The sequence below is a fragment of the Roseomonas rosulenta genome, from assembly GCF_016106005.1.
Lineage (GTDB): Bacteria > Pseudomonadota > Alphaproteobacteria > Acetobacterales > Acetobacteraceae > Neoroseomonas > Neoroseomonas rosulenta.
The window spans coordinates 1-16,079 of the sequence record NZ_JACADR010000089.1; the positions used below are offsets into that span (position 1 = coordinate 1).

The window sequence follows — 16,079 nt, forward strand, 5'->3', positions numbered from 1 at the left end:
CGCGTCGCGAGCTCGACCGCGCGCTGGCGTTCCAGCGCGCGTTGTGGCGCATCTTCGCCGCCCCCGCCTTCGACCCGGCCGCCATCGCCGATGGCACGACGGTCTGCCGCTGCGAGGAGGCGACAGCCGGCGCGCTGCGCGAGGCCATGCGCACGGGTGCGCGCACCCTCGCCGCGCTCAAGAAGGAGACCCGCGCCGGCATGGGCCGCTGCCAGGGGCGGATGTGCGGCGCGACCGTCGCGCGCCTCGCCAAGGCCCCCGCCGCCGAGGCCGCCTTCGCCGCCCCCCGCGCGCCCATCAAGCCGATCCCGGCCGCGGCGCTGATGCGCGAGGTGCCGGAGGGCTTCGATGCCCCGGTCATCCACGCCCCCACGCCGAGCACCTGGCGCAGCCCCGCCGTGCGGCTGCGGCCCGAGGACCGCGCCTGCGACGTGCTGGTGATCGGCGGCGGCGTGCTCGGTCTCTCCACTGCGCTGTATCTGGCGCGCGAGGGCGTGGACGTGCTGGTCGCGGACCGCTCGGAGCCCGGCCTCGCCGCCAGCACGGCCAATGCCGGCAGCCTGCATGTGCAGCTGCTGCCCTATGATTTCGGCGACAAGGCGGAAGCACTCGGCACCGCCGGGCCGGCCGCGGCGACGCTGCCGCTCGGCCCGCGCTCCATCGCCCTGTGGAAGGAGATCGCGCGCGATGCCGGCGAGGGCTGCGGCATCCGCACCGAGGGCGGCATCATGCTGGCCGAGACGCCGGCCGAGCTCGAATGGCTGCACGGGAAGACCGCGGTCGAGCGCGGCGCGGGCATCGACAGCCACGTGATCGGTGCGAACGAGTTGCGCGACATCGCGCCCTATCTCGCGCCGCGCTTCCTCGGCGCGGCCTTCTGCCCGGATGAGGGCCAGATCGACCCGCTGCGCGGCACGGCGGCGCTGCTGGCGCTCGCGAAGCGGGCCGGGGCGCGCGTCGTGGGGGGCGTCGATGTCACGACCATCGCGCGCGAGGGCGCCGCCTTCGCCGTGACCACCGAATCCGGCACCATCCGCGCCGGACGCATCGTGGTCGCGGCCGGGCCATGGTCCGGGCGCATCGCGGCCCTGGCGGGCGTGACGCTGCCGGTCGGCGGCCTGGTGCAGCAGGTGATCGCGACCGAGGCGACCGGCCCTTTCATCCCGCACCTCGTCGCCCATGCCGGGCGGCATCTTTCGCTCAAGCAGGGGCCGAACGGGCACCTGCTGATCGGCGGGGCCTGGCCGGGCGTGCACGACGCCGCGACCGGCGCCACCCGCAACCGGCGCGAGAGCATCGAGGGCAATCTCTGGGTCGCCGGCCATGTCGTGCCCGCGGTCGCCGGGATGTCGGTGCTGCGCGCCTGGACGGGGATGAACGTGCATATCGACCGCGCGCCGATCCTGGGCGAGGCGCCGGGCTGCCCCGGCTTCTTCGCCGCCGTCACCTCCTCCGGCTACACGCTCGGCCCCGTGGCAGGGCGCATGACCGCGGATGCGGTGCTCGGGCGTGAGGCGGTGGGCGCGGATTTCTCGATCGCGCGCTTCGGCTGAGCGCGGGCGCGTGCACCCCGTGCCCGGTTGCGATCGCGTCGTGCCCCGGCACGCCCGCGCGCGACACGGCGCAGCCCGCCGCAGTCGATCCGGCGGACCGGCCGGGCGCGAGCATCGCCGGCACCCCGGCAGGTGCAACGGCACCGGACCTCCCGCCCGGAGCATGACGCCCGGCGCAGCACGTGCCCGGCCGGCAGGACCGCACGGCGGTTCCACTCGACCGGAGGGTGGGGTAGGATCAGGGCACCCCGAGCTGAGGCCAGCGCCGGGCCGGCCAGGCCGGGACGGAGAGACGCCCATGCGCACTTCACCCGTGCTCGCGGCCCTGCTCGTCCTTCTGGCGGCCCAACCGTCGCCGGCCCAGGCGCCGGACCCGGTCGCCGACAGCATCGTGCGCAACCTCACCCGCGGCCTGCGCATCCCGAACCAGGGTGATGCGGTCACCGCGCCGGTCACGCCGCTCGACCCGCGCTCGCCTGTGCAGGCCGGCACCACGGCGCTTCCCGATGTGCCGGCGGTATCGCTGATGATCACCTTCGCCACCGGCTCGGCGCAGCTCACGCCGCAGGCCGAGGCGGTGGTGGCGTCGCTCGCGCGCGCTCTCGCCACGTCCGAACTGGCGCGCTCGCGCTTCCGGATCGAGGGACACACCGACACGGTCGGCGATGCCGGGATGAACCAGGCCCTGTCCGAACGCCGCGCCACGGTGGTGCGCGACATGCTGGTGCAGCGCTACGGCATCGCCGCCGCGCGGCTCGAGCCGGTGGGCTTCGGGGAGAGTACGCTGCTGGTCCCGACGGGCGATGGCCGCGCCGAACCGCGCAACCGCCGCGTGCAGGTGGTCAATCTGGGCGAGTAGCGCCCGGCGAACCGTTGCAGCAGCGCTACGGCCCGGCAATTTCACCTGCGCGTTACACAACAAGGGTTTCGCGACCGTTAAGTCACGGTATTACTTGCAAATCCCGTGAGGTGAGCGTGGCGAACCCTTTGATACGCACCCCGGCCCGGTGGCTTGCCGCCTCCCTGGCACTCTTCTCGCCGGCCCTGGCATTCGCGCAGGCGCCGCCGAACATCCCCCGCCTGCCACCGCCGCCGGCCGACCTGATCGACCGCATCGGACCCAGCACGCCGCCGACCCTGTCCCCGCGCACCCAGCCGCCGCCGCCCGAGGCGCAGCGCGGCCCTGGCGAATCGCGCGAGGTCGCGGTCTCGACCGCCATGGCGCAGGGCAACACGGTCCTCGACATCGCCGCCATCCGCGCCGTGCTGGCGCCGATCGAGGGGCGCACCGTCACGCTCGCACGCATCGAGGAGACGCGCCTCACGCTGCTCGGCCTCTATCGCCGCGCGGGCTACCCCTTCGTCTCGGTCGCCGCGGCACTCGCGCCGCAGCCCGACGGGCGCGCCGAGGTCCGCTTCGCCATCACCGAGGGCTATGTCGCGGAAGTGCGCCTCGATGGCGACATCGGCCCGGCGGGCACGCAGGTGCTGCGCTTCCTCGAACGGGTGAAGGACCAGCGGCCGATCTCGACCGCGACGGTGGAACGCGCGCTGCTGCTCGCCTCTGACGTGCCGGGGGTGACGGTGCGCGGGGTGCTGCAGCCGATCCAGGGCGAGCCGGGCGCGCTGCGCCTGGTCGCGCAGCTCTCGCGCGCGGCGGTCAGCGGCTACTTCAACGTCGACAACCGCGCCTACCAGCTGACCGGGCCGTGGCAGGCGCTGCTGGTCGCGGGGCTCAATTCCTTTACCGAGTTCGGCGAGCGGACCGAGATCTCGCTGTTCGGCGCCGAGCAGGCCTCGCAATGGTTCACGCAGGCGAGCGTCGAGACCTTCGTCGGCGGATCGGGGCTTCGCGTGCGCGTCTATGCCGGAATGGGCAACACGCTGCCGACCGGGCAGCTCGCCGAGATCGGCTACGAGGCGGAGAACCGCCTCGCCGGCGTCGTCGCGACCTACCCCATCATCCGCTCGCGCCCGGCCAACCTCTACGCCGTGGCGCAGTTCGACATCTTCGACAGCGACATCTACACCGGTGTCGGCACTTCGTCCGGGCGCAACGTGGCGGGGCGCGACCGCATCCGCACCGCGCGCGGCGGCTTCGACGCACAGGTGCTCGACACGCTGATCCCCTTCCTGCCGCCCGCCACCAACCAGGCGACGGCGCGCATCCACCAGGGCCTCGCGGTGTGGGACGCGACGCCGGCGAACGACCCGCTGGCCACGCGCATCGGCAGCGAGTTCGACTTCACGAAATACACCGGCGACTACCAGCGCGTGCAGCCGATCTGGTCGCCCTTCGACGGGGCGATGTTCAATTTCCAGGCCTATGTTTCGGGCCAGTGGTCGACCAACATCCTGCCGAACGCCGAGAAGTACTACCTCGGCGGCTCGCGGCTCGGCCGCGGCTTCTATTCGGGGCAGGTGACAGGCGACTGGGGCTATGGCTACGCGCTCGAGTTGCAGCTCGACATCGCCTATGACCTCGCGGCGCAGCCGGCGCTCGGGAACAACCGCGGCTCCTCGCAGTTCTATGCCTTCCGTGACATGGGCTGGGCGTACCAGAACCTCGATACCGACGCGGACCGCCGGCTCTCCTCATGGGGAGGTGGCGTGCGCACCGTCCTTGCGGATACGGTGCAGGTCGACCTGGAAGTGGCGCGGCGCATCACGACCCGTCCCGATGGTGCGTTCTCCGATCCGCTGCGTGCGACGCAGCTCTATCTCCGCACGCTGATAAGGTTCTGATCCATGGCAGGCGCGGCGCAGCGCGGTTCCCGGCGGACCGCCCGAAAGACCTTACCGGCAGCGCCGCGGCCCGTGCCGGCGCGGGCGCCGCGCAGGCACGCGGTGCGCCGCGACTGGTTGCTCGCGACCACAGCGCTGCTGCCCATCGCCTCCGGGCCCGTCATGGCGCAGCCCGCGCCGAACACGGGGCCAACCGGCGGGCAGGTGGTGGCGGGGCAGGCCGGCATCACGCGCGCGCCCGGGCGCACCACCATCACCCAGGGCACCGACCGCGCGGCGATCGACTGGCAGCAGTTCAACGTCGGCAGCCAGCACACGGTGCAGTTCGTCCAGCCGAGCCAGGGCTCCTGGACGCTGAACCGCGTGGTCGGGCCCGACCCGTCGGTCATCGCCGGGCGCGTGCAGGCCAATGGCGGTGTCGCCATCGTGAACCAGTCCGGCATGGTCTTCGCCGGCGGGGCGCAGGTGAATGTCGGCTCGCTGATCGCCTCGGCCGCAGGCATCACCAACGAGAACTTCATGGCCGGCCGCATGGCCTTCGACCAGGCCGCACGCCCCGGCGCGCGGGTCGAGAACCACGGCACCATCACGGTCGCGGATCGCGGCCTCGCGGCGCTGGTCGGCCCCGGCGTTTCGAATTCCGGCGTGATCCGCGCCCGGCTCGGGCGCGTCGCACTCGGCGCGGCCGAGACCTTCGTCCTCGATCTCGCTGGCGATGGCCTGATCGGCATCGACGTGACACAGGCGGTGCGCACCGCGCCCGAGGGCGGCCAGGCGCTGGTCACGAATTCCGGCGTGATCGAGGCGGCAGGCGGGTCGGTGCTGATCACCGCCCATGCCGCCTCGGGCCTGGTCGAGGACCTGGTGCGCCAGACCGGACGCATCGAGGCGCCCACGGTCGGCACGCGCACCGGCGACGTGGCGATCCGCGCCGAAGGCGGCGGCGTGCGCGTCGATGGCCGCGTCGCCGCCACCGGCGGCGCGAACGAAGTGGGCGGGCGCATCGCGCTGCAGGCCACCGGCACGGTTACGGCGGGTGCGACCGCGCGGATCGATGCCTCGGGTGGGGCGGGCGGCGGGCAGGTGCTGGTCGGCACCACCGGTCGCGGGCGCAACCAGACCATGGCGGCGCGCACCATCGTCGAGCGCGGCGCCGAGATCCGCGCCGATGCCACCGGGTCCGGCAATGGCGGCATGCTGGTGCTGAACTCGCTCGAACGCACCGAGATGCGCGGCACGCTCTCGGCACGCGGCGGGCCCTCGGGCGGCAATGGCGGCTTCGTCGAGCTCTCGGGCCAGGGTGCTCTGGTGGCCGATGGCACGATCGACGTGCGCGCGCCTGCGGGCGTCAACGGCGAGCTGCTGATCGACCCGCAGAACATCATCGTCAGCGATTCCGCCACGCCCACCCTGCCGAGCGGCGACACCGTAACCTCGATCATCCTTGCGCTCGATGCGCCGCCGACCGGGACTGGAATCGTCACGGCGAGTACCGGCGCCGACACCGAATGGACGCGGATCTCGACCGCAGCGATCGCCGGCTTCGAGGGCACGGTCACGCTGGATGCGGCGCGCGACATCACCGTCGCCTCCGCGATCGACAAGGCCAACGGCGGGCTGACGCTGCTCGCCGGGCGCGATGTCACGATCGGCGCCTCGGTGACGGTCAGCGGTGATTTCGCGGCGCGTGCAGCGACCGGCACCATCACCGTCAATGCCCCTGTCACGGCAGGGACCGGCCAGACCCTGATGCTGCGCGCCGACACCATGGCCTTCGGCGCCGGCGGCAGCCTCTCGGCCCCGACCGGCACCATCGCGATCGGGCCGCAGACCGCGGGGCGCAATCTCCAGGTCGGCGGCAGTGCGGCAAACACGCTGGTGCTCGCGGCGGCCCCACTGGACGCCGCCACGGCCGGCGCGCTGCGCCTGGGCGCGACCACGCTGTCCGGGCTGGGCACCGTCACCGCCGGCAATGTCGACATCACCACGGACCTGACGCGCCCGGCGGGATCCTCGCTGGACCTCGTCTCGGGCGGCACCCTCACGGTGAATGCCGCCGTCGCGGCGGGCTCCGGCGCCACCCTGACGCTGCGCGCCGACACCATGGCATTCGGCGCCGGCAGCAGCCTCTCGGCCCCCACCGGCACCATCGCGATCGGGCCGCAGACCGAGGGGCGGAATCTCCAGGTCGGCGGCGCGGGCGCGAACAGGCTCCTGCTCGGAACGGCACCGCTGGACGCCGCCACGACGGGCACGCTGGTCCTGGGTGCGACCACCCTGTCGGGCCTCGGCACCGTCACCGCCGGGGATGTCGACATCACCGCAGCCCTGACGCGCCCGGCGGGATCCTCGCTGGACCTCGTCTCCGGCGGCACCCTCACGGTGGATGCCGCCGTCGCGGCCGGCTCCGGCGCCACCCTGACCCTGCGTGCCGACACCATTGGCATCGGCAACAACGGCAGCCTGTCCGCGGCCTCGGGCATCGTCGAGATCGGCCCGCAGACCGCCGGGCGCGATCTGCGCGTCGGCAACAATGCCGGCAACACGCTCGTGCTCGCCGCTGCCGACCTGAACGCGATCACCACCGGCCGGCTGCGCCTCGGCGAGACGACGGTGAGCGGTATCGGCACCGTCACCGCCGGCGACGTGACCATCGCCGCCGCGCTGACGCGTCCCGCCGGCAGCGGGCTCGAGATCGTCGCCGGCGGCAACCTCACGGTGAGCAGCGGCATGACCGCGGCCGCCATGCGGCTCGCTGCCGGCACCGGCACCCTTGACATCGGCGCCAACCTGCGCGCCACCAGCCTCGACCTCAGTGCCGGCACGGCGATCGACCAGACCGGCGGCAACATCTTCTTCCGCGGCAACGTCGCCACGCAGCTGGCGGTCACCGCCGTCGCCGGGAACGGCGCGGTCTCGCTGGACAATGCCGGCAACGGCAATTTCGCGCTCGGGCCCAGCAGCGCGACGGCGGGCTTCACCGTGGCGGCGGACACCATCGCCACCACCGGCGCCATCTCCGGCACCGCGGTGTCGCTGACGGCCGATACGGGCGCGCTGACCATCGGCGCCGACATCCGCGCCACCGGCCTGACACTGGCCGGCGCCGCCGGCATCAACCAGACCGGCGGCACGATCCAGCACAGCACCGATGCCGCGACGCAGCTCGCGGTCACGGCGAACGCGACCGGCGGCAACGTCTCGCTGGCCCAGGCGGACAACGGCAACCTCGCCCTCGGCGCCAGCGCGGCCAGCGGCACCTTCACGGTCGCGGCCGACACGCTGTCCACCACCGGCACCGTGAGCGGCACCGCGGTCTCGCTCACCGCCGACACGGGGGCGCTGACCCTGGGCGGCGATATCCGCGCCACCAGCCTGACCCTGGCGGGCGAGGCGGGCATCAGCCAGACCGGCGGCGACATCCGCCACAGCACCGGCGCCACCACCGAACTCGCGCTCACCGCCAATGCGGCGGCCGGCGCCGTCGATCTCTCGCAGCCCGGCAACGGCACGCTGGCGCTCGGTGCGAGCACGGCGGGCGGCGCCTTCACGGTGGTGGCGGATGCGCTGCGCACGACCGGCGCCGTGGAGGGCACCACCGTCACCCTCACCGCCGACACCGGCGCGCTGACCATCGGCGCCGACATCCGCGCCACCGCGCTGGCGCTCTCGGGCGAGACCGGCGTCACCCAGTCCGACGGCAGCATCGCGCATGTGACGGCGGGCACCGAGTTGGCACTCACGGCCAATGCGGCGAATGGCGCGGTGCTGCTCGACGGGGCGGGCAATGATGTCTTCGCGCTCGGCGCCAGCACGGCGAATGCAGGGCTCACGGTCGCCGCCGAGAGCCTGCGCGTCACCGACACCGTGAGCGGCACCGCCGTCGCGCTCACCGCGCGCACGGGTGCCATCGCGCTCGAGGGCGATGTCCGCGCCACCGGCCTGACGCTCACGGCCGCGACCGGGATCGGCCAGACCGCGGGCACCATCGCGAACCGCGCCGGCGCCTCGACCGGGCTCGACCTCGCCGCCACGGTCACCGGCACGGGCGATGTCGCGCTCACGCGCGGCAATGGCGCGCTCGCGCTGCTTTCGGGCGGCACGGCGGATGGCGGCTTCGCCGTCACCAGCGCCGAGGGGATTTCGCTGAAGCCCAACGAGGTGCTGAGCGTCGCGGGCGCGGCCAGCCTGACGGTCCAGGGCAACAACAACACCCTCACGCTCGATGGCGCGATCCACGCGCAATCCGTGGCGCTCGTCGCCGCCGGGGACATCACCCAGGGCGTGGACGGCGTGCTCGCCTTCCGCAACCCGGCCACCGGCCTCGCCGCGCGGGCGACCGCGCTCGACATCTCGGCCGAGGCTACGGGCAACAACCACGACATCGTGCTGTCCGGCGGCAATGGCCGGCTGCGCGTGACGGGCGCCACCACCGCGGATGGCGACATCACGATGCGCGCCCGCGACCTCGACATCGCCGGGACCATCACCGCCAACGCTTCGGGCGGCGGGCTCAGCAACGTCACGCTCACCGCCTACAACGACGCCGGCACGGGCAACCTCGCGATGGGCGCGACCGCGGCGATCACCGCACAGTCGCTGGCGCTCAACGCCCAGCGCGCGATCACGCAGAATGCGGCGGCGAGCATCGCGCTCGATGGCGGGGCAGGCCGGCTGACGGTGCGCGGCGGCGCCGGCGGGAACTCCCGCGCCGGCAGCCTGAGCCTGCTCGGCAGCAACAGCATCGGCGAGGTGGACCTGCGCACCGTCGCCACGCCGGCCGGCGTCTTCACCGGCGTGATCGAGGCGAACGTCGCCGGCAACGTCTCGGTGATCCAGGCGAATGGCGCGAGCGTCGCGCTGACCGCGGGCGGGCTGACCGTCGCGGCCGGGCAGAACGGCGTGACATCGACGGGCGACGTGCGCCTGGTGGCCGATGCCCTGGCCATCAACGCGGGTGTCACCGCCGCCACGGGCGGCACGCTGACGCTGCGCGGGGACAGGCTGTCGGTGGGCGGGGCCGGCAGCCTGTCGGTCGCCGACGGCACGCTCGAGATCGGCCCGCGCACCGCCGCGCGCGTGGTCCAGGTGGGCGGCGCGGCCGATCCTGCCCGGCTGCAGGTGGCCGCGGCCGCGCTGGAGGGCGCGAGCGCCGCCACCATCCGCCTCGGCCGCACGACCGAGCCGGGGACGGGCACGGTCACCGGCGCGGGGGTCATCTTCAGCGAGGCGCTGGCGCTGGGCAGTGGCGTCGCGCTGGAAGCGGTGGGCACCGGTGCAATCGCGGTCGATGCCGCGCTGGGCGCGGGCAGCCTGCGGCTCAATGCCGGGACGGCGATCACGCTCGGCGCCGTCGATGTCACCGCAAGCGGCACGGCCGGGCAGATCGAACTGCGCGCCGGCGGCGCCATCACCCAGGCGGCGGGCGGCGCGCTGGCAGCCACGGGGGGCACGGCCGACCTGGTGGCGCATGCCGGGGTCGGCGGCATCACGCTGGCCGGCCGGGGCGATTTCCGCCTGGCCGATGGCGGGACGCCCTCGGGTGCGGCGGGGCCGCGTTCGCTCTACGCCACCGGCTCCATCGCCTTCGCCACCGACGGCGCGCTCACCGTCGCCACGGCGGCCGAGGCGGCGGCACCGGGCGCGACGCTCTCGCTCACGGGCGCCTCGATGCTGATCGAGGCGCCGCTGATCACGCCCGGCACCAGCGGCACGGTCTTGCTGACCGCGACCGGCGCGGGGCAGACCATTTCCCAGACCGCCGCGGGCACAATCACCGCGAACCTGCTGACCGCCACCGCGGATGGCGCCATCCTGCTCGACCAGGCGCCGAATGCCGTGGCCTCGCTCGGCACCTTCTCCTTCAGGGATGCCTTCGGCTATCGCACCAATACGAGCGTCACCATCGGGTCGGCGGTGGCGCCGGTCGGCGGGGGCAATGCCGACATCACCTTCATCGCGAATGCCGGCAACCTGACGCTGAACGCGCCGATCAGCGCCGGCACCGGCACGGTCAGGCTGGAAGCGACCACCGGGAACATCCAGCAGGCGGCGGCGGATGCCGCGATCACCGCCGGCAGGCTCGAGGTGACGGCCGGCGGGAGCGCGCTTCTGGCGCCGACGCTGCCCGCGGACCGGAACGCGGTGGCGGTGCTGGGCCCCAGCACGGTGGGCGGCACGCTGGCCTTCAACGCCGCGGGCGACCTGGCGCTCGATGGCGCCATCGCGCATTCCGGTGCGGGCGGGCTGCTGCAGGTGAGCGCGGTCGGCACGCTCACGCTCAATGCCGGGGCGTCGCTCGGCTTCGGGACCATCACGCTGACCACGCCGGAGGCGATGACGCTGCGCGGCACGGTCGGCGTGACCGGCGGGAGCAACCCGTCCAGCATCGTGCGCCTCGGCGCCGGCGGCGACATCACGCAGGAGGCAGGGGGCATCCGCGCGGCCGCGCTCGGCCTGCGCAGCGACGGCGCGGTGGACCTCACGGCCGGCACGAACGACGTGAGGGCCATCGCCGCGCTCGCGGCCGGGACCTTCGCGATCGACACGATCGGCGCGCTGACCACCACGACGATCACGGGCGTGCCCTTCGCGGGCGGCGGCGTGGGCGATGTCAGCGGCGTGCGCGGCAGTTCCGTGACGCTTTCTGCTGCGGACCTCTCGATCACGCCCTCGACGGCCCTGTTCGGGGAGGGCGTGGCCGCGACCGCGGTCGGCGGCGTGGTGCGGCTGCGCGCCGACCGGCTGGCCGTCTCCTCCTATGTGCTGGCCAGTGATCCGTTCGCCGCGGCGACCGGCACCATCGACATCGCGCCGCGCAGCCCGACACGCGACATCCGCCTGGGTGGCGTCGACGACCCGGCGTCGCTGTTCCTCTCCGCCGGCACCTTCCCGCTGCTGTTCGCGCAAACCCTGGTCGTCGGGCACGACAGCCCGACTTCGGGCGTGCTCCGCGTTGGCGGGCCGATCACCACATCCTTCCCGAGCAACGCCACGCTGCATGGCGGGTCGATCGCGCTCGATTCGACCTTCAACCTGCAGGCTGCCAATGGACTGTTGACGCTGCACGCGACGTCCGGCGACATCGTCCAGGGCGCCGCCGGGAGCGTCTCGGCGACCCGCCTGTCCGCCATCGCGGATGCGGGCTCGGTGCTGATGGGCTCGCCGGGCGCGCTGAACAGCGTCGGCCAGGTCTCGGGCGGCGTGGCGGCGGGCGAGAGCTTCGTCTTCCGCGCCAATGGCGGCTACGCCGTCGCCGCGCCGGGCATCGCCGCGGCCGGGGCGGAGGTGGACCTGTCCTCCGCCACCGGCGGCATCACGCAGACGACCGGCGCGCGCATCACCGCGGACCGGCTGCGCGTGACCGCGCCCGGCACCGTGGCGCTGGACGGGGGCGGGTCGCTGCTGGCGGCCGACCTCAATGCCGTGGGCAGGCTCGCACCCTCCTCGGGCGCCAGCCTCACGCTGCGCAACGCGACGGCGCTGACGGTCGAGGGTGCGACCGCCACCGCCGCGATCGGCGGCGCGGTGACACTCGAAGGGCCGGGCCTGACGCTGGCGGGCGACATCACCGCCAACGCGCCCAGCGGACGCGCGGTGCTGCGCACGGGCGCGTCCTTCGACGCGCCGGCGGCGGGCACCATCACGCAGGATGCCGGCATCATCCGCACCCAGGGTCTCTCGGCCTCGGCCGGCGGCGACATCACGCTGGGCGGCGCGAACCAGGTGGTCCGGCTGCTGGCCGGGCTCAGCGCCGGGGGCGCGACCTCGACCAACGCCGTGCTGACCGCGCCCGGCGGCACCGTCCTGATCGCCAACAGCCTGTCCGACCTGCAGGTGGGGGCACGGGTGAATGCCGGCACCGGCGGGGCCATCAGCGTCCTTGCCAACGGGCTGAGCGTGACCTTCCCCGGCACGGCCTTCCTGGCGCCCGGCGGGGTGGTGCAGTTCGCCCCCTTCACCGCCGGCGGCACGATCGGCCTGGGCGGCTTCGGCGGCTTCGGCGACACCACCACGATCAGCGCGGCGGCGATCCAGCAGGTCCAGACGGGGCGGCTCATCATCGGCGCGCTCGAGCCCTTCGACCAGGTGAGCTCGGGCACCATCACGCTGCGCGGCGCGGTCGACCTGACCGGCGCCAGCGCGCCGCAGGCGCTGGAACTGCGCAGCGGCGGCAACATCTTGGCGGACGGCTTCGCGCTGTCGGTGCCGCAGCTCAGCGCCTATGCGGCCGGCGACATCGCGATCGGCACGACGGGCAGCCGCATCGGCGCGGTCGTCGCGGGTTCGGCCGACGGCACCTCGGGCATCGCCGCCGGCGGCACCTCCGTCCGGCTGGTCACCGCCGGGGCGGACTTCGCCACCGGGCTGTTCACCCTGTCCGCGCCGATCACCACGGGCGCGGGCGGCACCATCGCGCTGCAGGCACCCGACTTCGCGCTGCTCGCGGGCGCCAGCGTGGATACCGGCGCCGGCGCGCCCGGGCGGATCGAGATCCGCTCCACGCGCACGCTCAGCCTGGGAGGCGACCAGGCGGATGCCGGCACGGTGCGGCTGACCGCCGCCGAGCTCGCGCTGCTCGATGCCAATGGCGGCACGCTCTTCGCCGCCGCCCCCGACATCCGCCTGCGCGGCGCCTGGACGCTCGATCCCGCCGATGCAACGCGGCTCGAACTGGCGCTCACGCCGGGCGGGACGGGCAGCATCACCCAGGTCGCGGGCGGGCTGTCGGCCGGCGCGCTGTTCGTCACCGCGCTGCAGGGCGCGGGCACCGTGCAGATCGCCCAGGCGGGCAACGACCTGCCGGTGGTGGGGGTGCAGGCGCTGGGCGGCATCAATGTCGCGACCGAGGGCGCGCTCGAGGTCCGCCGCACCACCAGCAGCGGCGGCGGCGTGACCTATCGCGCGACCGACATCACGCTGTCCGATGCCGGGCTCGCGCCCGGCCAGGTCACCATCGACAACACCGGCCGCGCGGTGACGCTGACCGCCACCGCCGGCGACATCACAGGCACGACCGCGCAGGCGGCGGTGCGCGCCAACACCCTCACCGCCACCGCCGCGGCCGGCGAGATCCGCCTGACCGGCGACAACACCGTCAACAACGCCACGCTCACCGCCAATGACGGCGTGACCCTGCGCGCCACCGGCGCCACCGCGGTCGGCGCGGTGGGCGCGGGCGGGCCGGGCACCGAGGTAGCGGGGGCGATCGACATCGCCGCCGCCGCGCTCACGCTGAACGACGTGCTGGGCAGCGGCACCGTGACGCTGCGCGCCACCACGGGCGACCTGGTACAGGCCGCCGACGCGCGGCTCTCGGCGGCGACGCTCTCGGCCGAGGCCGCCGGCACGCTGCGCCTGGCCGGCGCCAACCCCGACGGCACCGCGCGCAACACCATCCAGGACCTGACGGCGCTGAGCGCCGGCGGCGACATCACGCTTCGCAACGCACTGGCGCTGACGCTCGACCTGCCGGTCTCGGTCGGCACCGACCGCACCCTCACGCTGGAGGCCTCGGGGCTGACGCTCGCCAACACACTGAGCGCGGCGGGACCCAACGGGCAGATCATCCTGCGCACCGGCAGCTTCAACGGCGGCGCGGCGAGCGGCGGGGACATCACCCAGACGGGCGGCACCATCAGCGCGGCGAACCTCGCCGCCCTGGCCGGCGGGAGCGTCACGATCGATCTGGCGGGCAATGCGATCGGCGCACTCGGCGGCGGGCGGGACGCGAACGGCGTGGCGCTCGGCCTCGGCCTCAACGCCGGTGCCGGCGCCACGCTGCGCAGCAACGGCTTCGGCGGCTCGGCGACGCTCGGCGTGACCGGCGCGCTGCAGGTGGGCACGGGGCAGGCGCTGACGCTGCGCGCCGACGACCTCGCGATCGGCGCACAGCTGCGCGCACCCGGCGGCGTGATCACGCTGCTGCCGATCACCACGGACGCGAATATCGGCTATGTGCTGGGCGGTGCGGCCGGCAGCGCGACCGCCGGGCGGATCACCCTCGACAGCACGGAACTCGGCTTCCTGCCGAGCGGGACGCCGGCGGCGGAACTGCGGCTCGGCCAGATCGGCCAGACCGGGTCGGTCGGCATCGCCGGCACCGTGGACCTGGTCGATGGCGCGGCGCCGCGCGTGGGCCGCCTGACGCTCGCCGGCGACGGCGCGCTGACCCAGGCGACGGGCACGCTGCTCGACGTGCCCGTGCTCTCGGCCAATTTCCCGAATGGCGCCGTGCTGCTCGACCCCGGCGTGGCGGGCAACCGCATCGGTGCGCTGGCGGGCGTGACCGCCGGCGGCGACGTGGTGGTGCGCGGCGGCGCCGGGCTGATGGAACTGCGCGCCGGCACATCCGGCAGCGCCATCGAGGTGCCCAACGGCGCCAACATCTTGCTGCGCGCCGACGACCTCGACATCCAGGCCGCGCTGCGCGCGCCGGCCGGTGTCATCCGCATCCTGCCCGAGACGCCCGGGCGCGGCGTCACGCTGGGCGGCCCAGATGCGGCCGCGGGCACGCTCGCACTCGGCACGGCCGAGATCGCGCGGATCGGTGGCGCAGGTGACACAGGGGCGCTGCGCCTCGTGATCGGCAGCGACGGGACGGTGCGCTCGGCCGGCGACATCCTGGTGGCGGGCGACGTGCCGCTGCGCGCCGGCGGCGTGGTGCGCGTCGACACGCTGGAACTGGTGGCGGGGCAGCCAGGGACTGCCGGGGGCAGCGTGCGGCAGAGCGCGGGGACGGTCGATGTCGCGACCATCACCGGCACCGCGCAGGGGGATTTCGAACTCGGCCGCGCCACCAACCTGTTCGGCACCGCGACCGGCATCGCCGCCGGCACGCTGCCCGTGGCGGGCGCCACAGGGCGGGTGGTGCTCGGCGCGGCCGGCGACCTCGAGGCCAGCGCCATTACCGCGCCGGTCTCGGCGCGCATCACCGCGGGCGGCGCGCTGACGGCCGGCGGCATCATCGCGCCCGCGATCACCCTCGGCGGCAATACGGTGACGTTGGCCGGGCTGGTGCAGGGCAGCACCTCCGTCGCGATCGACAGCGCCGGGAGCGTCAGCCAGGAGGCCGGCGCGCTGATCGTGACCGGCCTGTTCACGCTGAACGGCGGCAGCGTCTCGCTGCCCGAGGACAACCAGATCGTCGAGCTCGGCGGGCTGGTCGCGACCGGGCCGGTGCTGGCGCTGAACACGGTGCTGCCGCTGCTGGTGAGCGGCACCGTCTCGGCCACCGGCAGCCTGTCGCTGAGCACCGACCAGGGGCTGACCGTTACATCCGGCGGCAGCATCGGCGTGACCGGCGGGCCCGGCACCGCCACGCTCGTGGCGGGTGGTGCGATCAACTACGCGGGCGGGCTTTCCGCCAGCGGCCCGGCCAGCCTGACCGCCGGCGGGGCGCTTGGCTTCTCGGGCGCGGCGACGGCGGGCGGCGCCCTCACCTTCGCCGCCGGGACCACGGCCACGCTCGGCGGCACGATCGGGACCGGCGCCACCTTCCTCGCAACCGCGCCGGGTGCCATCACGACCACCGCCACGATCGGCGCGGCGGGCGACGCCACGCTCGCCGCGGGCGGCAGCCTCTCGACCGGCGGGCGGATCGAGAGCACCGGGGGCGACCTTCTGCTGACGGCGGGCGGCGCCCTCAGCGGCGAGCCGACGCTGGTCGCCGCCCGTGACGCCACGCTGCGCGCGAGCGGCGGGCCGATCAACCTGGCGGGCAGCCTCGTGGCCGGCCGCGCCGCGAGCCTCGAGGCCGCGGGCGCGCTCGCGAGCAACGGG

At 74.5% G+C, this 16,079-nt stretch carries 4 protein-coding genes; all 4 read left to right on the top strand.

Annotated features, from left to right (window positions below; all coding sequences use genetic code 11):
* Window positions 1–1,553, top strand: a 1,553-nt coding sequence (locus HW578_RS12720; RefSeq protein WP_198370922.1) for an FAD-dependent oxidoreductase, incomplete at its 5' end; no start/stop codon positions are given.
* Window positions 1,554–1,851: 298 nt separating this feature from the next.
* Entirely contained in the window at window positions 1,852–2,412 is a 561-nt protein-coding gene (locus HW578_RS12725; protein WP_198370923.1) for an OmpA family protein, read from the top strand.
* 128 nt (window positions 2,413–2,540) lie between these two features.
* Window positions 2,541–4,298 carry a ShlB/FhaC/HecB family hemolysin secretion/activation protein gene (locus tag HW578_RS12730; RefSeq protein ID WP_198370924.1) on the top strand — a complete coding sequence of 586 codons (1,758 nt, stop codon included), beginning with the start codon at window positions 2,541–2,543 and terminating at the stop codon, window positions 4,296–4,298.
* Window positions 4,299–4,400: 102 nt separating this feature from the next.
* Window positions 4,401–16,079: two-partner secretion domain-containing protein (locus HW578_RS12735; protein ID WP_198370925.1), on the top strand; the 11,679-nt coding region annotated here is incomplete at its 3' end.